The 25,001-nt window shown below is 74.2% G+C and carries 18 protein-coding genes; 5 read left to right on the forward strand and 13 right to left on the reverse strand.

Features of this window, described 5'->3' with window-relative positions:
• Positions 1 to 243 precede the first annotated feature (243 nt).
• On the reverse strand, positions 244 to 1,305 hold the full coding sequence (locus tag DEFCA_RS0114705) for an RluA family pseudouridine synthase (RefSeq protein ID WP_025323770.1): 1,062 nt from the start codon (positions 1,303 to 1,305) through the stop codon (positions 244 to 246).
• Between the two features lies 1 nt (position 1,306).
• The gene (locus tag DEFCA_RS0114710; protein ID WP_025323771.1) at positions 1,307 to 1,690 is read right to left on the reverse strand and encodes a hypothetical protein; all 384 of its coding nucleotides are present in this window, start codon (positions 1,688 to 1,690) and stop codon (positions 1,307 to 1,309) included.
• A gap of 703 nt (positions 1,691 to 2,393) precedes the next feature.
• Between DEFCA_RS0114710 and DEFCA_RS0114715 the strand changes: the two genes are divergently transcribed.
• The 4 genes from DEFCA_RS0114715 (at position 2,394) to DEFCA_RS0114730 (ending at position 8,086) form a co-directional block, all read left to right on the forward strand.
• Complete coding sequence (locus DEFCA_RS0114715; protein WP_169709600.1) at positions 2,394 to 3,365, forward strand: tetratricopeptide repeat protein; 972 nt, start codon at positions 2,394 to 2,396, stop codon at positions 3,363 to 3,365.
• 493 nt (positions 3,366 to 3,858) lie between these two features.
• Positions 3,859 to 5,286 (forward strand): cytochrome c3 family protein, encoded by a 1,428-nt coding sequence (locus DEFCA_RS0114720; RefSeq protein ID WP_025323773.1) that lies wholly within the window; start codon positions 3,859 to 3,861, stop codon positions 5,284 to 5,286.
• A gap of 167 nt (positions 5,287 to 5,453) precedes the next feature.
• Positions 5,454 to 7,373: a DNA helicase RecQ gene (gene recQ / locus DEFCA_RS0114725; protein WP_025323774.1), complete on the forward strand. Its 1,920-nt coding sequence runs from the start codon at positions 5,454 to 5,456 to the stop codon at positions 7,371 to 7,373.
• Entirely contained in the window at positions 7,370 to 8,086 is a 717-nt protein-coding gene (locus tag DEFCA_RS0114730) for a uracil-DNA glycosylase family protein (RefSeq protein ID WP_025323775.1), read from the forward strand. The genes recQ and DEFCA_RS0114730 overlap by 4 nt, the downstream gene beginning before the upstream one ends.
• A 324-nt stretch (positions 8,087 to 8,410) precedes the next feature.
• Here the strand turns inward: DEFCA_RS0114730 and DEFCA_RS0114735 are convergent, their stop codons facing one another.
• The 11 genes from DEFCA_RS0114735 to DEFCA_RS0114785 all read right to left on the reverse strand — a co-directional run bounded on the left by DEFCA_RS0114735 (position 8,411) and on the right by DEFCA_RS0114785 (position 21,750).
• A complete protein-coding gene (locus tag DEFCA_RS0114735; RefSeq protein ID WP_025323776.1) occupies positions 8,411 to 8,815 on the reverse strand; it encodes a hypothetical protein in 405 nt (134 codons plus the stop codon).
• A complete protein-coding gene (locus DEFCA_RS0114740; RefSeq protein WP_025323777.1) occupies positions 8,812 to 10,026 on the reverse strand; it encodes a TolB family protein in 1,215 nt (404 codons plus the stop codon). Before DEFCA_RS0114740 ends, DEFCA_RS0114735 begins: the two co-directional genes overlap by 4 nt.
• Entirely contained in the window at positions 10,023 to 11,807 is a 1,785-nt protein-coding gene (locus DEFCA_RS22395) for a hypothetical protein (RefSeq protein WP_025323778.1), read from the reverse strand. The genes DEFCA_RS0114740 and DEFCA_RS22395 overlap by 4 nt, the downstream gene beginning before the upstream one ends.
• On the reverse strand, positions 11,804 to 12,787 hold the full coding sequence (locus DEFCA_RS22625; protein ID WP_025323779.1) for an ABC transporter ATP-binding protein: 984 nt from the start codon (positions 12,785 to 12,787) through the stop codon (positions 11,804 to 11,806). The genes DEFCA_RS22395 and DEFCA_RS22625 overlap by 4 nt, the downstream gene beginning before the upstream one ends.
• The gene (locus tag DEFCA_RS0114755) at positions 12,784 to 13,827 is read right to left on the reverse strand and encodes an oligopeptide/dipeptide ABC transporter ATP-binding protein (protein WP_025323780.1); all 1,044 of its coding nucleotides are present in this window, start codon (positions 13,825 to 13,827) and stop codon (positions 12,784 to 12,786) included. The genes DEFCA_RS22625 and DEFCA_RS0114755 overlap by 4 nt, the downstream gene beginning before the upstream one ends.
• Positions 13,824 to 14,675 (reverse strand): ABC transporter permease, encoded by an 852-nt coding sequence (locus tag DEFCA_RS0114760; protein ID WP_025323781.1) that lies wholly within the window; start codon positions 14,673 to 14,675, stop codon positions 13,824 to 13,826. The genes DEFCA_RS0114755 and DEFCA_RS0114760 overlap by 4 nt, the downstream gene beginning before the upstream one ends.
• Complete coding sequence (locus DEFCA_RS0114765) at positions 14,675 to 15,634, reverse strand: ABC transporter permease subunit (RefSeq protein ID WP_025323782.1); 960 nt, start codon at positions 15,632 to 15,634, stop codon at positions 14,675 to 14,677. The genes DEFCA_RS0114760 and DEFCA_RS0114765 overlap by 1 nt, the downstream gene beginning before the upstream one ends.
• Entirely contained in the window at positions 15,631 to 17,163 is a 1,533-nt protein-coding gene (locus tag DEFCA_RS0114770; protein WP_025323783.1) for an ABC transporter substrate-binding protein, read from the reverse strand. Before DEFCA_RS0114770 ends, DEFCA_RS0114765 begins: the two co-directional genes overlap by 4 nt.
• Before the next feature lie 45 nt (positions 17,164 to 17,208).
• The gene (locus DEFCA_RS24335) at positions 17,209 to 18,732 is read right to left on the reverse strand and encodes a hypothetical protein (protein WP_025323784.1); all 1,524 of its coding nucleotides are present in this window, start codon (positions 18,730 to 18,732) and stop codon (positions 17,209 to 17,211) included.
• Positions 18,701 to 20,311, reverse strand: a complete 1,611-nt coding sequence (locus tag DEFCA_RS24340) for a PEGA domain-containing protein (protein WP_025323785.1) — start codon at positions 20,309 to 20,311, stop codon at positions 18,701 to 18,703. The genes DEFCA_RS24335 and DEFCA_RS24340 overlap by 32 nt, the downstream gene beginning before the upstream one ends.
• Positions 20,312 to 20,547: 236 nt before the next feature.
• Positions 20,548 to 21,750, reverse strand: coding sequence for a carboxypeptidase-like regulatory domain-containing protein (locus DEFCA_RS0114785; protein WP_025323786.1), 1,203 nt, complete (start codon positions 21,748 to 21,750; stop codon positions 20,548 to 20,550).
• A gap of 405 nt (positions 21,751 to 22,155) precedes the next feature.
• Here DEFCA_RS0114785 and DEFCA_RS0114790 point away from each other — a divergent pair, with 405 nt between their 5' ends.
• On the forward strand, positions 22,156 to 24,969 hold the full coding sequence (locus DEFCA_RS0114790; RefSeq protein ID WP_025323787.1) for a cytochrome c3 family protein: 2,814 nt from the start codon (positions 22,156 to 22,158) through the stop codon (positions 24,967 to 24,969).
• Positions 24,970 to 25,001: the final 32 nt, after the last annotated feature.

Consider the following 25,001-nt stretch of genomic DNA (forward strand, 5'->3'; position numbering starts at 1 on the left):
CTCCGGCACTCAGCCGATGCCCGCCCGGCTGCAATCCGAGAAATACGGTGTCAACGTTCGTTTTTCCGGCGTTCATGGAGCCTCCGGGCTGAGTGCTGGAGGCAACGTGAGTCGGATGCTGCACTCACGCACGGCCGGAACCAGGCCCCTTGCCCCGCCCCGGAGGCGCTCTGTTTGAACGCAATTCGGAATGAAACCCTTGCCCCGTCCCACGAGAGTTCTCGGTTTGAACGCAACGCGGTATCAGGTGGCCCGAAGGGCGGCCAGGCCGTCCACACCGGACGGGAGGCCGCCGAACGCGGCCAGACTGGCCACCAGATCCTCGGGCAAGGGGTCGGTGAGGTCAAGGGGGCCGCCCCCGGCGGGGTGGCGGAGCCGCACCCGATAGGCGTGGAGGAACATCCGGCCCAGGCCGGCCACGGCTCGCAGGTGCTCGTTGAACTCCGGGTCGCCGTAGCGCCGGTCGAGGGCCAGGGGATGGCCGGCCAGGGCCAGATGGCGGCGGATCTGGTGGGTCCGGCCGGTCACCAGGTCCACCTCGAGCAAGACCACTTGCAGGGGCTGGGGGTACCGGGCCAGGGTGCGGTACCGGGTCAGGGCCTCCTGGAGCACCGGCCGAGTTCGGGCATGGCCCGGAGGGTGCCGGCCCCGGTCGCGGGAGTCCGGGTGGCGGGGCAGGGGGATCCGGATCTCCCCCTCGGCCGGCTCGGGCCAGCCGGCCACGAGGGTGAGGTACGCCTTCCCGATCCGGCCCCTCTGGAGGTTCCGGCCCAGGCGGCGCTGGGCCGGGCGGGTCTTGGCCACCAGCACGATCCCGGAGGTCTCGAGGTCCAGGCGGTTGGCCAGGGCCGGCTGGAACGGGTCCGCCGGGGTCACGCCCAGGTAGGCGCGGACCCGCTCGATCAGGGTATCGCCGGCGTGGCCCAGGGCGGGGTGGCTCGCGCATCCCGGCGGCTTCGACACCACGAGCAGGTGGGGGTCCTCCCTCACCACCCGGAACGGCCCCGCCGGCGTGTCCACCTGCACGTGCTCCCGGTCGGCCGGGGGGACGCTAGGCCGGGTCGGCCGCACGAGCTCCACCGACACGGTGTCCCCCGCGTTCAGCCGGTCCAGGGCCCGGCAGCGCCGGGCGTTCCGCCGGATCTCGCCCGATCGGGCCTTGCGGAACACCTCGCGCGGGTCCAGGTCGGGAAACGCCGTGCGCACGGCGTCGTACACGGTCTTTCCGGCCCAGGCGGTGCCGATCCGCAGGTGCCGGACGACCCGCTCCAGCTCCGCCTCGGGTTCGGCCTCGGCCAGGGCCACCTCAGCACCCTCCCAGGCCGGGGCGGGGCCCTGCGAACAGCTCGTCGCCCCGCACCGCCCTGCGGTCCACCAGGGCCTCCATCACCAGCAAGGCGCCGCAGGGGGAGGCCCCTTCCCGCTTGTCGGGTCGCCGGAGCGGGCAGCGGTAGGGGTAGAGCTCGCACCGGATGCACACGGCCCGCAGCAGCAGGGCGTCGTGCTGGTTGCGCCAGCGCAGGGGCGCGCCCCGGAGCCGCTCCACCACCCGGAAGGCCGGTGACCCGGGGGCGACCCGGTCCCGGAGCCAGGCGAACGCGGCGCACTTCTGCCGCTCCTCCCAGGGCTTGAACAGCCGGCAGTGCTCGGCGCAGACGGCCCGTTCCAACACTTCTTCGTGGGTGCGCATGGGTGGCCTCTCCAGGGCTCCGCAGGAAGGTTCAGGGTACCAATCCGGGCCCTCGGGTCAAGCGCAAAACGATGTGCGCTTGTGCGGCACGGACGAGGGATGGCACACTGCCCCCCCTCCTCACGGCAACCCGGCCCGGCCCCTGCGGGGCCGGGCAACAGGGGAAGGTAACTGGCGGGGGCGGTTGCCGGCGGTGGGGCATGGGGCCTGCTTCCGGCCGGCCAGAGACTAGAAACTAGGGAAATTCCGGGTAGCCTGGCCCGTTAGGCGGGCGCTCCAGCAGACCCATGCCCCCCTGGGCTTTGGCGCGGTTCGAGAGCCGCCCGGCCGCCTAGCTGCCTAGCGGGCCGAAGGCCCCAGACCGACGACCAACGACCGACAACCGAAGTTACTGGGAAGCCTCGGCAGGCCCCTGGGAGGCCCTGCAACGTGCGGCGTAACAGGACGCCCTCCCGCGGCGGCGGGGGACCTGTTTCCGGCCGTGCGTGAGTGCAGCATCCGACTTACGCTGCATCCGGCACTCAGCCCGGAGGCCGAAGCGTTTCAGCGGATCTCATGGCGAGGCGGCCGGGAAGCGAAGCCGACCGGGCACGCGGTGGCTGTGAGTGCCGGATGCAGCGACTGTCGGAGCCACGCGCCCTGGGGGCCAGGAGACCGACGACCGACGGCCGTAGACCGAAGTTACTGGGAAGGGGGCGGAGCGTTGACTCGGTGGTTGGGGCTCATCGCGGGAATGTGGGCGGCCGTGGCGATGGCGGCCGACCCCTACGGCACGGGGGTGGAGGCGTTTCGGCGGGGGGATCTGGCGGGGGCGCTGGAGGCGTTCCGGTCCGCCGCCCGGGACGCCCCCGACAACCTTGCAGTGACGTTCGCCCTGGCCCAGACCTGCCAGGCCTTGTTCGAGCGCACGGGCCTGTACTACCAGGAGGGCCGGGACGCCTACGACCGGGTGATCCGGGGGCTGGACCCCCGCACGCCCCCCGACAGCCCGTTTCAGATGGCCCGCCTGTTCCTGGGCACCCTGCTGGTGCGTGGGGGGGAGTATGATCGGGCGGTGGAGGTGCTGCAGGGGTTCCTCGAGGCCAAGCCGGACTACTGGGCCCGGGAGGAGGTGTGGAACACCCTGGGCGTGGCCCACTACTACCGCAACGACTACCGGGAGGCGGTGCGGGCGTTCGAGCGCGCCCTGAAGGTCGACCCGGAGTTCGGCCCGGCCCGGTTCAACCTGCGCAGCGTGTTCACCCGGCTGTCGCTGTTCGACATCGCCATGGCGAACCGGCGGGCGGGCCGGCTGAGCCTGGCCCTGGGCGACCTGGACCGGCTGCTGCGGCTCGCCCCCCGGTTCCATGAGGCCCGGCTGCAGAAGGCATTGGTCCTGCGGGACCTGGACCGACCGGACGAGGCCCTGGCCGAGGCCCGGCGGGCCCTCTCCGGGGATCCCCCGCCCCGGGTGGCGTTCGAGCTCAACGATCTGGTGGGCGACCTGCTGGCGGCCCGGGGCGATCGGGCCGGGGCGGTGGCCGCCTACCGGCGGTGCCTCAGGATCTTTCCCGGCTACGTACAGGTGGTGGAGAAGATCGATCGCCTGGAACGCCGGGAGGGCGGGGAGGAGCCCCCGGCGGCCGCGGCGCCGCCGGCCCGGACGGCCACGCCGGTGGCCGAGTTTCCCATGTGAGCTCTGGGAGACTGCGCGGGCCGAAGGCCCCAGACCAACGACCGACGTTACTGGGAAGTCTCTCAGGCCCCTGCGGAGCCGGGCACCGGGGGTTGGTCCGGGGCGTTGCCGCGAGGGGGCAAGGGGCCTGGTTCCGGCCGTGCGTGAGTGCAGTATCCGGCTCACGCTGCATCCGGCGCCCAGCCCGGGTTGCAACAAAGGTTCAATGGGGGATCGATCAGCGCGAACGTTTTCAGGGTCCCTGGGGAAGGCGAGCATCGGCTGGGCACCGGATGCAGCGACTGTAGGAGCCACGCCCGGCGCTCCACCAGACCCCATGCCCCCCGAGACCGTGAGGTGACGCCAAAGGGGCGTGGTCATGCTTGGAACGCTTGGAAAGCAGTGAGGTTTTCCAGCCTCCTAGCCTCCCATCGTCCTAGCATCCTAGCGGGCCGAAGGCCCCAGACCAACGACTGACGACCAACGACCGAAGTTATTGAAGGGGGGTATACGCGTGGGGGTGTTGGCCCGGGTTATGGGGGTGGCGGTGATCGTGTTGGGGTGGGCGGGCCGCGCGCCGGCAGGGGGGCTGCCGCCGCCGGCCCCGCCCCACGACGGGGCCGTGTGCGAGGATTGCCACGGCGCCGAGCCGACGGAGCCGGTGGACTGCGGCCGGTGCCACGGCCCGGGGGCGAACCTGCATCCGGACGGGATGGTGCCGCCCCGCCCCCTCCCCTCGGAGTTCCCCCTGGAGGGTGGGCGGGTGACGTGCCGGTCGTGTCACCGGCTCCACGGCCCCGCAGGGCCCCACGCCCTGCGGGGGTTCGGGCGCCCCGGGGTCCGCAGGCTGTCGGACTTCTGCGCCCTGTGCCACGGCGAGGGCCTGGCCCGCACCAACCCCCACCGGGCCGATGCCGGGGAGAACCGGTGTGCCTTCTGCCACGCCTCGGTCCGGGTGGACTCGGTGCTGGCGGGGGGCCGGCCCGAGGCCCGGGCCGCAGCGAACCGGCTGTGCGACTTCTGCCACGACGTGCGGGCCAGGAACCACCCCCGCAACATCGACCCCGTGCTCGACCTGCCGGACGAGCTGCCCCGGGGGCCCGGGGGCGGGATCACCTGCGTCACGTGCCACGACCCCCACGGATCGAGCCGGTTCACCCATTACCTGCGGGAGGCCTACGGCCTGAGGTTCGAGCGGGGCCTGCAGGACGACCCCCACCGGGACGACAGGTATGCGTGCCGGGCGTGTCACGTCGAGCCGGCGCCCGAGCGGATCACACCGGAGCGCCACGACCTGCGGTTCCAGGGGGACACGATCCTCCTGTGCGTGTCGTGCCACGTGTCGGCCCGGAGCCACCACCCGGTGGGGGTGCCGCTGCCGCCGGACATGGCGGCCCGGCTGGAGCGGGCCGGGCCGCTGCCCTTGGACCCCCAGGGGAGGACCACCTGCACCACCTGCCACACGAACCACTGCGACACCGGCGCCCAGCGCATGGGGGTGCGGCGGTACGACCCGAAGCGGTTCCGGTTGGACCTGTGTTGGGGTTGCCACGAGAAGGAGAGGTTCGCGGCCACGGATCCCCACCGCAAGACCGTGGGCGACTCCCAGGAGGGGTGCGTGTTCTGCCACGACCGGCCGCCGGTCAAGGGGTTGGAGCGGGCCGAGGACCTGTATTTCGTGAGCCAGGTCAAGATGATCTGCCTGCGGTGCCACGAGGACCTGTCGGACCAGGACGTGAGCCACATGGGCAAGACCCCGCCCCCCCCGATGCGCGAGCGGCTCGAGGCGGCGGGTCGGGAGCGGTCGATCGAGTTCCCCCTGGCGCGGGACGGAACCCTGACCTGCACCACCTGCCACAACGCCCACTTCTCGGCCAAGGACGACCGGCACAAGACCCGGCTGCCCAGCCGGGACATGTGCGCCCTGTGCCATGCCCGATGACAGGTGCCAGGATTCAGCTTCGGCAGGCCGCGGGGCGGTCCGTTTGCGAGACAGGAACTGCGGCCCGTAGGGCCCATGCGGCATCCGCGGGGGGGCGTGTTTTTCGGCCGTGCGTGAGTGCCGGGGGCAGAGACTAGAAACTAGCGGAACTTACCGGGAGGACCCCCTTGGGAACCGGATCGCCCCCCACCCCTAACCCCTTCGAGATCCTGCGGCAGGTGTTCGGCTACCCCGGGTTCCGCGGGCAGCAGGAGGCCGTGGTGGGCCACGTGGTGGAGGGGGGCGACGCCCTGGTGGTCATGCCCACCGGCGCGGGCAAGAGCCTGTGCTACCAGATCCCGGCCCTGGCCCGGCCGGGGGTGGGGGTGGTGGTGTCGCCCCTGATCGCCCTGATGAAAGACCAGGTGGACGCCCTGGTCCAGCTCGGGGTGCGGGCCGCTGCGCTCAACTCGTCCCTGGATCCGGCCGAGGCCCGGCGGGTGGAGGAGGCCCTGGCCCGGGGGGAGCTGGACCTGGTGTACGTGGCGCCCGAGCGGTGCCTGACGCCCCGGTTCCTGGAGCTGCTGTCCCGGGTGCGGGTGGCGCTCTTTGCCATCGACGAGGCCCACTGCGTGAGCCAGTGGGGGCACGACTTCCGGCCCGACTACCTGGGGCTGTCGATCCTGGCCGAGCGGTTTCCCGGGGTTCCGAGAATGGCCCTCACCGCCACGGCCGACGCGCCCACCCGCTCCGACATCGTCGAAAGGCTGGCGCTGGGCCGGGCCCGAGTGTTCGTCTCCGGGTTCGACCGGCCCAACATCCGGTACCGGGTGGTGTACAAGGAGCGGCCGAGGCAGCAGCTGGCCCGGTTCCTGGAGGGGCACCGGGGCGAGGCCGGCATCGTGTACTGCCTGTCGAGAAAGCGGGTCGAGGCAACGGCCGCCTGGCTGCGGGAGCAGGGGTGGGATGCCCTGCCCTACCACGCAGGCCTGGACCCTGCCGTGCGCCACGCCCACCAGGAACGGTTCCTGCGGGACGAGGGGGTGATCGTGGTGGCCACCGTGGCGTTCGGCATGGGCATCGACAAGCCCGACGTGCGGTTCGTGGCCCACCTGGACCCCCCGAAGAGCCTGGAGGCGTACTACCAGGAGACGGGCCGGGCCGGTCGGGACGGGCTGCCGGCCGAGGCCTGGATGGCCTACGGCATGGGAGACATCGCGGCCCTGGCGTGGCTGCTGGAGGGCTCCGGCGCGGACGAGGCCCACCGCCGGGTGGAGCGCCGCAAGCTCGAGGCCCTGTTCGGGTACTGCGAGACCGCCGAGTGCCGGCGCCGGGTGCTGTTGGGGTACTTCGGCGAGCGCCTCGCCGCGGACTGCGGCAACTGCGACACCTGCTTGGAGCCGGTGGAGACGTGGGACGCCACGGTGGAGGCCCAGAAGGCCCTCTCGTGTGTGTTCCGGACCGGGCAGCGGTTCGGGGTGGGCCACCTGGTGGACGTGCTGCGGGGCCGCGACACCCCCAAGGTGCGGGGGTGGGGGCACCACCGGGTCAGCACCTTCGGGATCGGGGAGGACCTGGACGCCCGCACCTGGCGCAGCGTGTTCCGGCAGCTGGCCGCGGCCGGCATGATCCAGGCCGACCCCGACGGCCACGGGGCCCTGCGGCTCACGCCCCGGGCCCGGCCGGTGCTCCGGGGCGAGGAGCGGGTGCGGCTGCGGCGCGACCCCGCCGGCCGGAGGACGGCCCGAACGCAGGTCCCTGCGGCCGAGCTCGGGGGAGCGGACGAGGCCCTGTTCCAGCGGCTGCGGGCCTGGCGCCTGGAGACGGCCCGGGCCCAGGGCGTGCCCCCCTACGTGATCTTCCACGACGCCACCCTCCGGGAGGTGGCCCGGGCCCGCCCCCGGACCCTTGAGGAGCTGGCGGCCGTGCCCGGGCTGGGCCGGGCCAAGCTGGCCCGGTACGGGGCCGCCCTGCTCGGGATCGTGACGGAGGCGGCCGTGGACCGGGAGGAAGAAGGAGGCCCCCTGCAGCGCCCCGTTGGACCCCCGACCGAGGACCGAGGACCGTCCGACCGACGACCGAAGTTCCCCCCGAGGAGCCCTCCGTGACCCACCGCGACATCACCGACCGGCTCGCGGCCAGCGTGGCCGCCCTGCGGTTCTCCCCACCGGTGGCCTACGTGTACAACCCCCTGGAGTACGCCAGGGCCCCCTACGACCTCTACTGGGAGCTCTACGGCGCCCCGCCCAAGGAGGTGGTGCTCCTGGGCATGAACCCCGGCCCGTTCGGCATGGCCCAGACTGGGGTGCCGTTCGGGGCCGTGGGCCGGGTGCGGGGGTGGCTGGGCATCGAGGCGCCGGTGGGCACGCCCCCCCGCCAGCACCCCAAGCGGCCCGTACTGGGGTTCGGGTGCCCCCGCGAGGAGGTGAGCGGGGCGCGGCTGTGGGGGTGGGCCGAGGAGCGGTTCGGCACGCCCGAGCGGTTCTTCGCCCGGTTCTTCGTGGCCAACTACTGCCCCCTCGTGTTCCTGGAGGAGACCGGGCGGAACCGCACCCCCGACAAGCTGCCCGCGGCCGAGCGCAAGGCCCTGTTCGCGGCCTGCGATCGGGCCCTGCGGGATACGGTGGCGCTGCTCCGGCCGCGGCTGGTGGTGGGAGTCGGGGCGTTCGCCGAGGCCCGGGCCCGGGCGGCCCTGGCCGGCACCGGCGTGCGGATCGGCCGGATCAGCCACCCGAGCCCGGCCAGCCCCCGGGCCAACCGGGGGTGGAGCCGCCTGGTGGAGGCGGAGCTCGCGGCCCTGGGGGTGGGGCGGGAGGCGTGAGGGCGGGCTAAGGGGTGCGGGGTGGGGGTCTGGCGGAGTGCCGGGTGCGGCCCCTTAGCTCGCCGCGCCCCCGAATGTCCGGATCGCCAACAGATCCCAGGGGTTCCGCTATCGTCGCCCGGACCGACGGGTAGACGACGGCATGAGAAGGCGCGGCGATCGGATGCCGCACTCGCGCCCGGCCGGAGCCAGGCCCCCACCCCGCACTGCGGGAACACTCCTGAAGGGTCTAGGGGCCGGAAGCAGGGCCCCGTGCCCCGGACCCCCCAGACCCGGGGCGCCCGTCTGGCCGCCGGGGGGTGGTGGGGGCGTGACGGCGGGGGATCAGGGGCGGGGCTTGGTGGTGGGAGGCGAGGTCCAGTCCTCCTCCCACTCCTCGTCCAGCAGCCCCTGGCGCTCCATGAACTCCATGTTCGCCTGGAGCACCCGGAGGATCACGTCCCGCTCGATGCCCCGGTTCCTCTGGATGAACGAGACGGCCACGTCCATGTCGTACCCGTCGGGGTTGCGGTCGAGCAGGTCCTCGTTCTCCCGGCGCAGCTCCTCGAACTCCCGGCGGGTGGCCTCGTCCATGACCTCGCCGTTCAGGAGTCCGAGGCAGCCCAGGTAGTCCAGCTCTCCCTCCAGGACCTGGGCGATGTCCTTGAGGTCCAGGCCGGTGCGCACGGCGATGTCCTCCAGCGCCGCGAACGGGTCGTATCGGGCCACCGTGTCGTCCAAAGGGCTCACGGGCTCTCCTCCCTCAACCGGGCGGCGTACACCCGCCGCCAGCGTTTTTCGACCCGGCCGGCCGCGCCCTGGGCCGTGAAGAATACGATCACCTCGCCCTCCCGCACCGTGACCCAGGGGTCGGCGTTCAGCTCGGTGCCGGTGCGGAGCACCCGGGGCGGTGCGCTGCCGTCCCGGGGCACCCAGGCCAGCGGGTTCATGCGGTCGGCGTCGTCCAGCACCACCACGAAGCCCCGGGAGTCCGGGGTCCAGCGGGGGCCGCCCCGGGTCTCGGACAGCACCCGCCGGCACACCCGGCGGGCCGGGCCTCCCCCGGCCGGGACCACGTACAGGTCGGCGGGCCTGCTCGCCGCGGGCCGGGACAGGAAGGCCACCCACCGGCCGTCGGGGGAGAAGCTGGGAGCGAGGCACGTTCCGGTCCACCCGGGCGTGAGATCCCGCAGGTGCTCCCGCAGCCGCAGCCGGCGCGAGGCCTCGTCGGTCACCGCGAGCAGGGCCCCCACCCGGTCCACCACGTACACGTGGTCCGAGGCGCCCAGATGCCCCACGAAGGCAAGCCGGTCCCCGTCCGGAGACCAGGCCGGGTACAGCTCGGAGCCGCCCGCCTCGAACGTCAGGCGCATCAGACCGGCCGGCTCGCCCCGCAACCGGTACACGTACAGGTCCCCCTGGCCGGTCCGGCCCGAGGTGAACGCCACCGCCGTTCCGTCCGGAGCGAACGCGGGCTGGGCGTCGTTCTCCGGGTGCTCGGTCAGGAAGATGCGGCGGCCGGGCTCCCGCAGGAACACGTCCAGGTTCACCACCCCCGCGCCCCGAACCGCGGCCTTCCGGGTGGCGGCCACCACGAGCCGCGGCCGCCCCCGCTTCGGCGGGCCGAAGCTGAGCCCCTCGCTCAGGGGGCGTTCGGGCTTGAGGGCGAACGGGTCGGGGCCGGCCGCGGGCACGGTGGGTTTCGGCGGGGCCGCACCTTCGGGCAGGGCCTCGGCCCCCCGAAGCCGGGTCAGGTACACCTCGAGGGTGTCCCCGTCAGCCGCCAGGAACTCGAACCCCAGGTGGTCCCCCGGGGGGTCCACGGCAAGGGCCGCGGGCTGGCCCCTGCCGTCCAGGCCCGGCAGGGGCAGGGGCGCCACGGCCTCCACCCGGTACCCAGCCCGGGCGCCGGCGGGCAGCAGCACCGCCGCGAGCAGGGCGGCCGCGAGGCGCCGGGTCACGGTCGGGACCCCCGGTTGTCGGGGCGCGGATAGGCCTGGTAGGAGAGGTCCAGGGTCAGCAGGGGTACGCGCTCGCCCCCCGCGCCCACGGCGTACACGCGCACGAGGTGGCGGGTGGCCAGAAGCGGGGTCTGCAGCCCGTCCACCTCCACGTAGGGCCGTTTCACGAGCACCTCCTTCTCCCCCACGACCACGGCGTACAGCCGTGCCCCCCGGTAGGGGTCCCAGGAAAGGGCCAGGTCCGGGAGGGCCTGGCCCATCCGGCGGCGCTTCTCGAACCGTTGGTCGGGTTCCTCGCCGGTGGCCCGGATCCACTCCGGATCCAGGATCCACCGGTCCCCCACGACGGGGATCACAAAGTGGCGCCACTGGGACGCCTCGAGGGGGTCGGCCACCTCGTAGGAGAACTCCCGGGCGAACGCGTCGGTGGTCTCGCCCACGAGCTCCCCCAGGGTTCCCCGGCCCCGCTGGCGGTAGATGCGGTAGCCCTGGGCCGCCGCCTCCCTGGGGAGGGTCTCCCAGTACACCACCACCAGGCCTCGGTCCACCGACTCGGCCACCTGGACGACCCGCTCCACCCGGGCCGGGATCTCCACCTCGGCCCGAACCGCGGCGGACGGGGCCTCGGCCCCGGCCACCCAGGCCTCGATCCGGTAGCTCACCGGACGGGGCCGGGCCTCGGGAAGAAACGGCCCGTCCACGGTCTGGCCCTCCCGCAGGGGCTCCGGGCTGCGGCGCCGCAGGACGACCCGGTCGCCTTCGGCGTCTTCCCGCACCACCCGCACCTCGTCCACGGCTCCGTCGCCCAGCACCCACGCCACCGCCACCCGCAGGTCGTCCTGGACCTGGGCCTCGGCCGCGGCCCGGTCCACCGGGGCCAGGGTGCGGGCCGTCACCCGGCCCACTGCGGCCAGGGCCCCGTCGGCGGCGCGCACCTCGAGCCGGTAGGCGGCGTCCACCCCCACCGCCAGGCCCTGGTCCCGGCACGAGGGCTCGGTCCCTTCGCACACGACCACGGGGCCGTCCGGGGCCTCCCGCACCAGGCGGTAGGTCATGCCCTCCAAAGGGGGCCAGGCCAGGTCCACGGTGCGCGCGCCCGGCGCCACCCGCCAGGAGGCCGGCCGAGGATAGCGGGGCACGAGCCGAAGGTCCACCTCGTCGCCGGCCCACACCTCCAGGTCCACCGCGTCCTTGGGGGCCTCCAGGGGCGTGGCCGGGTCGAAGACGACCCGGAACCGGCCCTCGGGCACCAACAGCACGGTGCCGTCGGGCCCCACCCCCAGGCCCCGGTCGAACAGCTCGGACAACCGCTCCACGGCCCGGCGGCCCGCCGGGTCCAGGGCGGCGGGGTCCAGGGGGGTCATCCGGAGCCGGACCCGCTCCAGGGGCACCGCGCTCAGCATTCGCACCCGGCCGAGGCCGGAGGCCTCGAGCAGGTGCTCGCGCAGGGCCGCCGCCTCGGGCCCCAGGGCTCCCTGCGCCTCCAGGCGCTCCAGGGCCCAGTAGGCCTCGGTGTGGCGGCCGGTCTGGACGTAGGCGCGGGCCGCCGCCTCGAGCCAGCGGGGGTCGGACCAGGCCCGGGTGGGGTCCTCGGCCTCGGCCTTCCGCAGGCTTCGCACCGCGTCCGCACCGTAGGTGCTGCCGCGGCTCAGGTAGAACAGGGCCTGGTCGAGGGCGGCGGTGTAGCCCCCCCAGGCCGGCAGGGCCAGGAGCACCAGGAGTCCCGCCCAGAGGCCGATCCCGGCCGGCCGGGCGAGCGACGATCGCTGGGTCTGTCTCACCGTGGGGTCTCGCTCCCGGAGGTTCTGCGGTGACAAGCCACGCGGTGGGCCGGGCCCACCGCCCGAAGGGCCGGGGTCATTCTAGCACACGGTCCGTCGGGTTCCGCGAGGGCCTCGACGCACCGGCTGGAGAAGGGGCATCCGGACACGGGGGGCTCGGAGAACGGCCGGGACGGGCCTGCGACGGCCTCGGCCACGCCGAAGGCGCTCTCCAGGAGCTCCCGGGAGTACGGGTGCAGGGCGCCGCAGCCGAAGAACACCCGGGCCGGGGCGTCCTCGACCAGCCGGCCCCGGAACAGCACGAGCACCCGGCCGACCAGGGTGCGCACCACCCTGAGGTCGTGGGTCACCAGGAGCACGGTCAGGCCCCTGCGCCGGTGGATCCGGCGCAGCAGGGCCACCATCTGCTCCTGGATCGGGGGGTCCAGCCCGGCCACGGGCTCGTCGGCCACCACGAACCGGGGGCGGGTGGCCAGGGCTCGGGCAAACGCCACGCGCCGGCGCTCCCCGCCCGACAGCTCGGGCGGGAAGGCGTCGAGGCGTTCGGGGGGCAGGTGGACCGTCTCGGCCAGCCGCGCCACCTCGGCCCGCACGGCGGACCGGGGCAGGCGCCGGTGGAGCCGCACGGCCTCGGCCAGGAGGAACCGCACCCGGAACGCGGGGTTCAGGGTGGCGTAGGGGTTCTGGAACACCATCTGGGCCGTGCGGGCGAACTCGGCCCGGCGGCCCCAACCCAGCCGGGACGGATCGTACTCCCCCACCCGGACCCGCCCCCGCTCGAACCGGGTCAGCCCCAGCAGACACCGGCCGAGGGTGGTCTTGCCCGACCCGGACTCCCCCACCAGGGCGGCGAACTCGCCCGCCTCCAGGGCGAACGACACCCCCCGCACGGCCGGGACCGGCCGGGCGCGGCCCAGGGCGGTCCGGTGCGGCCGGAACGTCTTGTGGAGGCCGCTCACCTCCACCCGCACGCCGCTCACCCCGCCACCCCCCAGCAGGCGATGCCGTGATCGGGGCCGACCCGGACCCAGGGCGGCGCCTCGGCCCGGCACCGGCTGCGAGAGCGGCCGCACCGGTCCGCGTAGGGGCAGGCGCCGGCCGGGCCGGCCCCGGGGCGGGCCGACGGCGGAGCCTTCCGGCCCGCCAGCACCTGCTCGGCCTCCAGCAGCATGCGGGTGTACGGGTGCTTTGGCGTACCGTCCGGATCGAGGACCCTGCCTGCCGGCCCGTTCTCCACCACCCGCCCCCCGCACAGCACGGCCACCCTCTGGCACAGCAGGCGGGCCGCCTCGGTGTCGTGGGTGATCAGCAGCAGGGTGGTGCCCCCGGCCTGCCGGGCCCGGGCGAGCAGGTGGAGCACCCGCACCCGCAGAGTGGCGTCCAGGCCGGTGGTGGGCTCGTCGGCCACCAGCAGGTGCGGGCCAGGGGCCAGGGCCAGGGCCAGGGCGACCCTCTGGGCCATGCCGCCCGAAAGCTCGTAAGGGTGCTGCCGGGCCACCTCGCGGGTGCGGTACATGCCCACCCGGGCCAGGTGCTCGAGCCCCGCCTCCAGGGCCTCGGCCCGGGTCAGGCCCGGGTCCCTGCGCCGGACCGCCCGCACGAGGAGGTCGGCCACCGTGGCGTAGGGGGGGAACGCCGTGGCCGGGTCCTGGGGCACCAGGGTCACCTCCCGGCCCAGCACCGAGGCCACCCGCCGCCGCAGCCGGCGGTTCCAGGTGCGCACGTCCTTGGCCGCCCGGTCGGGGGATTCGGAGGACCATGCCACCAACCGATCGAGGCCGGCGAACAGGTCCAGGTGCAGGACCCGGGCCGCGCCGGCCACCACCCCGGGCACCCCCTCGGACAGCCCGAGCACCGAGTGGAGCAGGAGGGTCTTTCCCGAGCCCGACTCGCCCAGCAGGCCGAACGGCTCCCCGGCCCGCACCTCGATGTGGACCCGGTCGAGCACCCGGCGCATCGACCGGCCGGCCTCCAGGGCCACGACCAGGCCCCGGATCCCCAGCAGCACGGGGGCGCTCACCGGGGTTCCTCCACGGCCTCCAAGAGCCCCCGGCCCAGGAGGTTGAGGCCCAGCAGGGTCAGCGACAGCATGACCGCGGGCGCCAGCGCCGGGAGCCAGTGGCCCCGGAACACGCCGTCGCGGGCCAGGGCGAGCATGTTGCCCCAGCTCGCGGCCGGCTCCTGCACCCCCAGCTCGCCCCCCAGGTACGAAAGGCTGGCCTCGGCCAGCACGGCGAACGACAGCAGGCTGGTGGCCTGGGCCAACAGCACCCGGCGGGCGTGGCCCCAGAGGATGTGCACGAACACGATCCGGCCCGGCCCCACGCCCAGGCTCCGGGCCGCCTCGATGAACGCCAGGGAACGAAGCCTCTCGATGCTCGACCGGATCGGCTCGGCCACCTGGGGTGCGAACGACACCCCCACGGCCGCCATGATCCAGCCCAGGTCGCTCTGGGTCACCGCGGCCACCAGGAGCACCGTGACCAGCTTGGGGACCCCGTCCACCGCCTGGGCGAGACCGGTGGCCAGGGCGGCCACCGGCCCGGGCAGGAGCCCCTCGGCCAGGCCGAGGGCCACGCCGACGAGCGCTCCCACGGCCACGGCCAGGAGGGCCGGACCGGCGAACCGGGCCGCGGCCGAGGCGAGCCGGGCCGCCAGGTCGCGGCCGAGGGCGTCGGCCCCGAGCCACAGGTCCGGGCCGGGCGGGGCGTGGGCCGGGGCCACGAAGGCGGTAGGGTCGTGGGGGAGCCAGCCCAGCAGCCCCAGGGCGGCCCCCAGCACGGTGGGGGCCAGGCACGCCGCTCCGGCCGCCAGGGCCAGGCGGGCCGCGGCAGGGCCGCCCCGGGGGAACCGCGTCAGCCGTCCCATCACGCGGCCTCCCCGCCGGTGCGGGGGTCGGCCCAGCGCCGCACCAGCTCGGCCAGCAGCCCGGCCGCCCGCACCACCGCGGCCATGAGCACGGCAGCGCCCAGCAGGAGCGGCAGGTCCCGCTGGGCCGCGGCGCGCCACGCCAGGTAGCCCAGGCCCGGCCACCCCAGGGCCGCCTCGAGGACGACGGTGGAGCCCAGCACGAACGACACCCGCCGGGACAGGTGGGCCGCCAGGCCGGGCAGGGCCTCGCGCACCCGCACCTCCCAGTCGGGGATGCCGAGCAGCCGCGCGCCGGTGCGGTGCTCCACGGCGCAGGCCGCCCTCCACTCGGCCTGGGTCCGGCGGAACAGGTCCGCCAGCAGGCCGTCGCCCACCGCCAGGATCAGGGCGGCCACGAGCCACGGCACCCAGTCGTCCCGGCTCGGAAACGGGAACCAACCGGGCCGGTCCCACCAGCCCGCCCGGATCCCGGCCCCCACGAGCCGGTTTTCGGCCAGGGTGGTCAGGTACGCCAGCAGGAACACGGGAACGGCCGACACCAGGTGGGCGGCGGCCGACAGGGCGGACGCCGGGCCCGGATCGGACCAGCGGGAGCGGATCAGGGTGAGCCCGGCCGAGAGGAGGGAGGAGAGGGCCAGGCCGGCGGCCGCCAGCCCCAGGGAGCGGCGCAGCCCGGCAAAGACCAGGTCGGACACGGGCCGACCCTGCTGCACCGCCGTGGACCGGCCCAGGTCGCCCCGGACCACCCCGGCGAGCCACTCCGTGTACCCGGGCAGGCCCTCGGCCGGCACGGTCCCGGCCGGAGCGGCGGCCACCACCCGGCCGGCCGGCCCGGCGTGGGGAGCCAGGCGCACCACGGCGTAGAGGGCCGCGCTGGTGCCCAACAGGACCAGGAGCGCGCCGGCCGTCTGGCGCAGGGTCCACCAGGCCAGGGAGAGGGCCGGCCGCGGGGTCACCGTTCCTTCCAGGACCCCACGTAGGAGAAGAAGTAGAAGGGGTGGAGCCGGACGTTGTCGATCCGGGTGGACACGGCCGCGTACCGGTTGAGGCTCCACAGGAACAGGTACGGCAGGTCGTCGTGGAGGATGCGGTGGAGCTCGCCGTAGGCCGCCCGCAGCGCCTCCGAGTTGGTGACCTCCCGGGTCTCGTCCAACAGCCGGTCCACCTCGGGGTTCGCGTAGGCGCCCAGGTTGTTGCGGCCCGGCCCGGCCTCGGCCGAGTGGAACAGGGAGTAGATGTTCACGCTGTGGTCGAAGGTCCACTCGGCCAGCACCAGGTCGAAGTCGTGGTCTTGGAACACCGCCTTGCGCCAGGCCGACGGCTCCAGGAACTTCACCTCGATCCCGATGCCCAGGCCCTTCAGTTGCTGCTGCAGGTCCAGCACCACGGCCTTCTGGGCCTCGCTGGCCGCCAGGGACACGAGCCGAAACCGCACGGGCTTTCCGTCCTTCTCGCGGATGCCGTCCCCGTCGGAGTCGACGAGCCCTGCCTCGTCCAGCAGGCGGGCGGCGGCGTCGGGCTCGTGGGGCCAGGGTTTGACGTCGAAGTTGTACGCCCACGAGGCCGGCGGGAACGGCCCGGAGATCACGACCCCCCGGCCCCCGTAGTGGGCCTTGAGCATGGCCTCCCGGTCGATGCCCCGGGCCAGGGCCCGGCGGACCCGCAGGTCCCGCAGCAGGGGGTTGCGGAAGTTGATGCCCACGAATGCGTAAGAGAGGGTGCTGTAGGGGTACAGGCGGATGCCCGAGAGCTCCTCGAGCACCGGGATGTCCCGGGGCCGGACCCGGGGGACCAGGTCCACGGCGCCGTAACGCAGCAGCTCGTTGCGGATGTTGTCGTCGGGCACCGGCGAGGCCTCCACCTCCCGGATGCCCGGCTGGCCCGGCCGGTGGTAGTCGGGGTTGGCCTCGAACCGGATCTCCCCCGAGGGCGCCCACTCGCGGAACCGGAACGGGCCGGTGCCCACGGCCGAGGGGTCTCCGCCGGCGAGCCTGCCCTCGGGGAACCGGTGGGCCGGGAGGATCCGGAAGTCGAACAGGAGGATGGGGTTGGCCGAGGGGTGGGCCAGCCGGAACCGCACGGTGTGGTCGTCGAGGGCCTCCACCGACTCGAAGGCCGCGAACTGGCTGCGCAGGGGAGAGGCGTTCGCCGGGTCCCGGCCGGCCTCCACCGTGAACACCACGTCCCGGGCCGTGAACGGCCTGCCGTCGTGCCACCGGACCCCCCGCTTCAGGTAGAACGTCACGGTGCGGCCGTCGGGGTCCACCTCCCACCGCTCGGCCAGCAGGGGGCGCACCTCCCCCGCGTCGGGGGGGGTGATGAGCCCCTCGTACACCAGCTCCGACGCCCGCACGCTGGGCATGTCCCGGGCCAGCAGGGGGTTCAGGGTAGACGGGGGGGTGCTCTCGGCGTACCGCAGCCCGGCCGAGGCGTTCGCGGCCGGGCCGACCACCAGCAGGAACAGGGCGATGACGTGGCGGATCATGGGGTGTGAGACTCCTTGGTGTGGGCGGGGCCGACCCCGAAGGGGTCACCGGGGCGGGACCCCTCCACCGCTCCGGGACGCGTACAGGCGCTTCATGCTCTCGTAGGCCAGGCGGGCCGAGGGGTACTCCCGGGTCAGGTCGAACAGGATCGCCACGGCCGGGGCGAACTGCCCGGCCCGGGCGTAGGCCCGGGCCAGGTCGGCCAGGAACGCCGGGGGATTGCGGAAGTCCGGGTGGGCCCCCTGGCCCTTCTGGTGGGCCGCGTCGAGCACCTGGAGCGCCTCGGTGTCGAGGCCCCGGGCCCACAGGGCCCGGGCGGCCCACCGGGCCACCTCGGCCCGGCGCACGGCGTACAGCTCGGCCACGGCGGCCGACTCGGGGCCCGGCGGCAGGCGTTCGGGCAGCCGTTCCACGGCCCGCACCGCGGCCCGGGCCGACTCCACCGGGTCTCCCAGCGGCTCCGACAGCCCGAGCTCGGCCTGGAACCCGGCCAGCACGGCCAGGGTCAGGGGGGTGGGGTCGCCGCCGGCCACCTTCCGCCACAGGGCCAGGCCCTCGGCCCGCCGGCCCGCCCGGAACAGGGCCGCGCCGGCCCGGACCCGGCCCACCTCCGCGGCCTCCGCCGCGCCGTGCACGGGGCTGAACAGCCACGGCGCCGGCCCGGATCCGTCCGGCAGGTCGGCCACGTAGCTCGCGGCGGCCTTGTCCCAGCGGCCCTGGGCCTCGAAGCCCCGGCCCGCCCAGTAGGGCGAGGGGATCTGTCCCGCGCCGTTGGCCGCCAGCCCGCCGAACCCCCGCTGCAGGAGCTCGTACAGGAACAGGTCCGCGCCGGGTCCGTCGCCCACCCGATTGAAGTCGATCATCTCCAGGGCGAGCACGCCGCTGGCCAGGTCGCCCTGGCGGAACGCGTCCAGGGCCTGCCCGTAGGGGCTGCGGTCGCCCGTGGGGCACGGCACGCCCCACAGGTAGCAGGCCACCAGGCCCAGGACCTTGTCCGTGTCGGTCTCGGGCGGGGGGGCCTGCCGGGCGAGCACCCGGACTCGATCCATGTCCCCCTGCCAGTACGCGATGCCGGCTCGGGCCAGCGCCGCCGGGTAGCTGCGGGGTCGACCCCCTTCGGCCCCGAACACGGCTCGGGCCTCGGCCAGGTCCCCCCGCCGCAGGGCCACCCAGCCCCTGCGCTCCACGAGGGCCCGGTCGCCGGAGGGGGCCCGGCTCAGGTACAGGTGCTCCGTCTCGAGGAACAGGTCGTCCATGGCCCCGTACAGGTCGGAGAACGCCTGGTAGGTGCGCACCAGGCCGGGGCCGGGGGGGGCGGCGGAAAACACCTGGATCGCGTCGTACAGCCGCATGTCCCGCAGGGCCCGCCAGCCGTCCCCGGCGGAGAGGAGCCGGGCGATCTGCGGATCCTTCCGGGCATACCGCCCCATCCACCCCTCCTGGCAGGCCCGGACCTCGGGGTCGGGACCGGGGGGCTGGTCGGCCCGGCCCTCGGGGGCCTGGGTGCAGGCGATCCCCAGGGCCAGAAGGAGCAGGCTAGCCGCCCAGCTTGGTCGCCAGGTACTCAAGGTTCTGGCGGTGGCGCCGGGCCCGTTCGACCCACTCCGGCGCCATGGCGTCCGGGGCTTGCTCCAGGCGGGCGAAGAACACCTGCCAGGCCTGGGCCCCTTTCTGGATGAACCGGGCCTCTCCGGTCTCTTGGAACAGACGCTCACTGGTCACCCCCAGGTAGTAGTAGGCTTTCAGAAGGAGCGGCTGACGCCGGCCCGCCGGCAGGAGCTCCGGGGTGGCCACGGCCCGTTCCAGGGCCTCGACCCCCTGGCGCAGAAGGGCCACGGCCTCCCCCGGGTCGGCCTGCCGCGCGGCCTGCCAGCACCAGTACCCCAGGGCCAGGTTGAGGGCAGGGTTCCGGCCCGTCTCCGGCCGGGCCACCAGCTCGGCCAGGACCGGGGGGATCTCCCGGATGCGGCCCGCCCGGGCCAGCAGGTCCACCATCTGGGCCCGGGCCCGGGCGAAGCTGGGGTGGTCCGGCGGCACCCGTCCCAGGAACCCCAGGGCCTCCTCGATCTGCCCCCGCTCGATCAGCTTCTGGGCGTTGGCGTAGTTCTCGTCCACCGGCGGGATGCGAAGGGGGCGGTCCCGGAAGTCCTCCACGTCGTCCCGGAACTGCACCGTGACCTCCAGGGGCGTGTACCCGGGCCGCTCGGCCGGGTCGAAGGCCAGCCGGAGCCGGTGGAGCCCCTTGGTCGCCCGGAACCCCAGGCCGTTCTCGTCGGCTTGGCCGATCTCCTTTCCGTCCAGCCACACCCGGGCGCCCGGGGGGTCGGTGTAGAGCCGCACCGAGCTGTCGTTGCGCACGGGCATGAGGGCCGCGATCACGGTGGTGGTGCGGCCGTTGCCCACCACCACGTCCCCGCGCTCCCAGGGGCGGTAGCCCTCGAGCTCCACCCGGACCCGGTGCACCCCGGGCGTCACCGGGTCCACCCGCAGGGGGCCCTGGGCCGTGCCCCGGGGCTCGTCGTCCACGAACACCCGTCCGCCCTCCGGGCTGGATACCACGAGGAGCGCCCCGTCCTCCGGGGCCAACGTGAGCGCGACCTCCTGGGCGGCTGCGCCGGCGCTCACCTCCACGGCGGCCTCGGCGGGCTGGAACCCCTGCTTGGCCGCCCGGATCACGTGGCGGCCGGCCTTCAGGGGGATCTCCAGGGGGGCCAGGCCCACGGGCTTGCCGTCCACCTCCACCCGGGCGTCGGCCGGGTCGGTGGTCACGGACACGAGCCCGATCCCGATGCCGGTCTCCTCGTCCAGGTCCACGAAGATGCGGCCGCCGGGCCCCTCCACGGTCTGCCGGAACGCGCCCTTGCCCGGCAGGTACAGGATCACCTCGTGCTCTCCCTCGGACAGGTTCCGCACGTACAGGGGGGTGGTGCCCTTCTCCTCCCCGTCCACGAACACCCGGGCCCCCTCGGGCCGGGACAGGATCGACAGCACCCCGGGCTCGTCCGCCTCCTGCTGGTAGGTGGCCGGGTTCCGGAGGACCTCGTCCGAGCCGGAGGGCGAGCCCCCCTCCACGGCCCGCGCCCAGGGGGGCGAGAGGGGGGGGAACGCGACGACGGCCAGCAACAGCAGCAGCCAGATCCGTTTCATGGGGTTCCTCGTCAGCGCCGGTAGGCCACTGGGTGGCCTGTTTTCGAAAAAGGAACTTGCGAACCCAACCCCGCGTTTCGGCGGCGGGGCGTGGGGTCTGTTTCCGGCCGGGCAGAGACCGGAGACTAGAGACTAGAAACTAGAGCATGCTCTCGATACTTGGCGGGTTCGAGAGCCGCCTGGCCGCCCAGCGGGCCGGAGGCCCCAGACCGACGACCAACGGCCGACGGCTACCTTCATGGATTCAGGCGCGGGCCTGCCCCCTGGGGGACCACCTCGGCGGGGCCCAGCGTCAGGTGTTGGGCCAGGTCCAGGTCCAGGTCGGGAACCGGCTCGCCCACCAGATCGATCCGCTCCACCCGGATCGGGGGCACCCGGTTCTCCCGGTAGCTCTCGGCCGACACCCGGGCCCGGCCCACCGAGTACCCCTTGCGGTACGCGAACACCTCGTAGTCCCCCCCGAACAGCGGCCGGTCGGCCGGCTCCCCCTCCTTGGGCGTGAGCACCTTCCTGCGGGAGATCCGGAACGCCCCCGCCTCGTCGGACAGCACCTCCATGGTGTAGGGCGAGGTCCATACCTCCATCCCCGCCAGCGGCGCCCCCCGCTCGTCCCGGACCTCGCCCACCAGGACGGTGGGGGTGACCCGGATGGGGATGTCCGCCTGGATCTCGGCGAACGAGTCGGCCGGGATCTCCACCTTCACCTCCCGGGCCTTCTGGAACCGGGGGTCCTTGATGTCGAGGTTCAGTTTCACGGCCACCGGCAGCTTGGGGATCCCCTCGATCCGGAACCGGCCGGTGTCGTCGGTGCGGGCGATCACGAACCGGTCGAGCTTGATCAGCACCTGGCCCAGGGGCAGGTCCCGGTCCACGGTCTCGGCCAGCCGCAGCCGGCCCTCCAGGGTGGTGCCCGGGAACGTGGGGTAGCTCTCCTTCATCTTCAGCCGGAACACCTCCCGGGCGATCCGGGCCCGGTACTTGCTCTTGGGGAAGAACCCGAGGAACTCCAGGTAGGCCGGGATGCGGTTCGTGCGGATCACCCGGGCCGCGGCCTCGCGTTCGGACTCGCGGGCCAACCGGTCGCCGGGGGACACCGAGAACCGCCCCGCCGGCTTGAGCAGATACACGCCCTTGTCCAGCTCCCGCTCGATCACGGCCTTGCCCACCCTGCGCATCCCCTGGCCGAACACCACCATCCACTCCCGGGGCTTGGCCCCCCCCGGGATCTCGGCCACCACCGGCCCCCCCCGGGAGAAGATGACCGTTCCGATGAACACGTCCTTGCCCTTCCGGGGGCGCACCGCCGGCCGGGGGCGCGAGGTCTCAGGGGCCAACAGGACGGGTTTCCTGACCTTGATGGCGGCGTGCCCCCGTGCTGGCACGGCGACCACGGCGGCCGCCAGAAAGAGGGTCACGGTGATCCTTCGCAAACCAGCCATGCCACGGCCTCCTCCAGGGGTTGGATCGGCAAGGACCAAGGTGAGGTCTGATAGCACAAACCGTGCCGGGCGTCCAAGGTGCCTCCCGGCCGAAGTCGGCCGGAGGGCTGGTCTTCGTGGGGTCATCCGGGCTGAGTCTTATCGCGCACGAGCAGGCGAAATGCCCCCGGCAACGGTCGTTGCGAGCGGTCGGTTTCGATGCTACAGTCAGCATCCTTTTCTTTTCGGAACCGCAAGCGGTTTCTTGACGGCGCGAGGCGGTCCCGTTTCGGGGGGGAGGCCTTCCGCCACACAGCAGGCCTCCCCGCTTCGGCCCCTCCCCCGGGAGACCCTTCGGCGGCGTCCGGCCACCCGTTCGGGGCGTCGATCCAACGGTCGCCCGCGCATCCGGAAGGTCCGACACCCATGCACCCCTCCCCTGGCACACGTCGCCGTCCCATCGGAAAGCTCCGGGCCCTGGCGGTGGGGCTGGGCCTCTTGGGCGCAGCGATCCTCCCCCGGTCCGTGGGGGCCGGGGAGGTCAGCATCATCGCCCCTGTGGACGGCTCGGTGGTGAAAGAGGACTCCCTGCTCATCCTGGGCGCGGCGCCCCGGGGCAGCCAGGTCCCGTGGTCCGTGCGGAGCGCCTCGGGCGTGCTCGAGGACTCCGCCCGGGCGGACTGGGGCGACCTGTTCGAGATCTTCGTGCTGCTGGACCCCGGGCTCAACGAGTTCCAGATCGGGGATCGGCGGCTTCGGGTGTTCTACGACGACGGGTCCCGGGAGCCGCCCGAGGGGTTCCGGCCGGTGCGCGTGCACGCGGGCGACGTGTCGCGATGCTCCGACTGCCACGACCGGCTGAGCATGGAGCTGCTCGAGGGGGGCTACCCCGGCGTGTGCCTGGCCTGCCACGTGGTCGTGTCGGTGAACCCCGCCAACCAGGGGCCCGCCACGGACACCCCCCATTTCCGGAAGGCCGTGGCCCGGTGCGGCCGGTGCCACGAGCCCCACGCCTCCCTGGACCCCAAGCTGCTCCGCAGGCCCGGGCCGGAGCTGTGCCGGTCGTGCCACCCCGAGCGGACCGTGTCGGACGCCTCCCATCCGGTGCTGGCCGAGGAGGGGTGCTCGGCCTGCCACGACTCCCACTACTCGGGGTACCCCAACGACCTCCACAAGCCACAGCCCGAGCTGTGTCAGGACTGCCACGACCAGGGCGGGGGGGACGCGGAGGGCCTTCACCCGCCCCTGGTGGAGGAGAGGTCCTGCTCCACCTGCCACGACCCCCACGGCGATCAGCCCGGGCTCCTGCGCTCGGGGCTGCCGGACCTGTGCCTGGGCTGCCACGAGACGGTCATGGACCAGGGCCACGGCGACACGCTGGCCGAGTGCACCCGGTGCCACGATCCCCACGGCCGCACCGACCGGGGGCTGCTCGGAGACGGGGTCAGCCCCAGGTGCCTCGAATGCCACGAGGGGATCGACCGGGGCGAGACGGTCCACCCGGCGCTGCAGGAGGGGTGCCAGGCCTGCCACGATCCCCATGCCGACGACAGCGTGGAGCAGGCCCGGGTCTCCTGCGGCAAATGTCACGATCTCCAGGGGGACGAGGAGCTGGGGGCCCTGCACGGCGGGCTGTCGATCCCGGCCGGGGCGTGCCTGCGCTGCCATCCGGCCCACGCCGCCGATGGGGACCGGCTCGTCCGGGGTCGGCTCCACCCCCCCCTGGCCAAGGGCAAGTGCACGGTGTGCCACGGCGGCGGGGCGGACCGGAGCATCCGGATCGAGAACCCCGCTACCCGCTGCCGCATGTGCCACTCGTTCGAGAAAGACCTGCGGGAGGCGGGGGCCAGGGAGCACGACCCGGTGGCCGGGGGCGAGTGCACGGCCTGCCACGACCCCCACATGTCGTCGGAGCCCGCGTTCCTGCGGGGGCCCCAGCCCGAGGTGTGCGGCCGGTGCCACGACGAGGCCCGGCTGGGACCCGGCCGGGAGCGTCACCCCGCGGCCGAGACCTGCACCGATTGCCACGGCGCCCACGGCGGGCGGGGACCGGCGTTCCTGGCATCCCAACCCCCGGAGCTGTGCCTCGACTGCCACGACGACCCAACCGAGGGGCTGGAGAGCCCCCATCCCGCGGTCGAGGAGGGGTGCCTCGTGTGCCACGATCCCCACCAGGGGTTCCGGCCGGGGTACCTGAAGGGCGACACCCCGCGGGCGGCCTGCCAGGAGTGCCACGACGTGCCCGACCTGTCGGAGGGCCGCACGCTCCATTCCGCGGCCGACACCTGCACGGCCTGCCACGACCCCCACGGCCGGGGCGGCCCCCGGTACCTGGCCTCGCAGCCGCCGGACCTGTGCCTGGAGTGTCACGACGACCCGGCCGAGGGGGTGGAGGATCCCCACCCGGCCCTGGAGGAGGGGTGCCTCGTGTGCCACAGCCCCCACAGCGGGTTCGGGGGGGCGAACCTGGTGAAGCCCCAGCGGGAGCTGTGCCTCGGCTGCCACGACGATCCGGCCGAAGGGTTCCCCCGGGTCCACGCCCCGGCGCGGGACCGGTGCTCCGGGTGCCACGACCCCCACGGCGACGCATCCGCAGCCCTGTTGAAGGAGGCGCGCCCCGGTCTGTGCCTGGGCTGCCACGCGGTCCAGGCGCCGGCCTCCGGCCGACCGGCCCACCCGCCCGCGGCCGAGGACTGCGCCAACTGCCACGAGGAGGCCCCCCACGGCGGCACCTCGCCCCGGTTCCTCCCGAAGACCCCGCCGGAGCTGTGCCTGGAGTGCCACGACGACCCGCGCGAGGGGGCCCAGACCCTGCACCCGGCCCTGGAGGAGGGGTGCCTGGTGTGCCACGATCCCCATCGGGGAGCCCGGCCGGGGTTCCTGCGGGGCGCCGACGCCAACGCCCCCTGCCTGGACTGCCACGAGGTGCTGACCGGAAAGCCCGTGCGGCACGCCGCCCTGGATCAGGGGTGCACGGTGTGCCACGATCCCCACCGTGCGGATGCCGAGCACCAGCTGCGCAGGCCCGGCAATGCCCTGTGCCTGGGGTGCCACGACCTGACCGGCCACGCCCACACCGTGGACGTGGCCCGGGGGGAGCGGTTCCCCGGGGCCCGAGGGTTTCCCACGGACGGCGGACAGTACCTGTGCACGGGATGCCACGCCCCCCACGAGGCGGAGGACGAGGGGCTGTTCATCCGGCCCCGCGAGGTGCTGTGCCAGGAGTGCCACCGGATCTGATCCCTCCCCTGTCGGCCGCCAGGGTTCCGTGG

It is taken from the genome of Deferrisoma camini S3R1 (genome assembly GCF_000526155.1).
Taxonomy (GTDB): Bacteria; Desulfobacterota; Deferrisomatia; order Deferrisomatales; family Deferrisomataceae; genus Deferrisoma; species Deferrisoma camini.

What these genes read in the sequence shown, in the direction of transcription:
- DEFCA_RS0114710 (WP_025323771.1), bottom strand. Translation starts at nt 1,690, where the DNA reads ATGCGCACCCACGAAGAAGTGTTGGAACGGGCCGTCTGCGCCGAGCAC.
- DEFCA_RS0114760 (WP_025323781.1), bottom strand. Translation starts at nt 14,675, where the DNA reads ATGGGACGGCTGACGCGGTTCCCCCGGGGCGGCCCTGCCGCGGCCCGC.
- DEFCA_RS0114770 (WP_025323783.1), bottom strand. Translation starts at nt 17,163, where the DNA reads ATGATCCGCCACGTCATCGCCCTGTTCCTGCTGGTGGTCGGCCCGGCC.
- DEFCA_RS24340 (WP_025323785.1), bottom strand. Translation starts at nt 20,311, where the DNA reads ATGAAACGGATCTGGCTGCTGCTGTTGCTGGCCGTCGTCGCGTTCCCC.
- DEFCA_RS0114785 (WP_025323786.1), bottom strand. Translation starts at nt 21,750, where the DNA reads ATGGCTGGTTTGCGAAGGATCACCGTGACCCTCTTTCTGGCGGCCGCC.
- DEFCA_RS0114790 (WP_025323787.1), top strand. Translation starts at nt 22,156, where the DNA reads ATGCACCCCTCCCCTGGCACACGTCGCCGTCCCATCGGAAAGCTCCGG.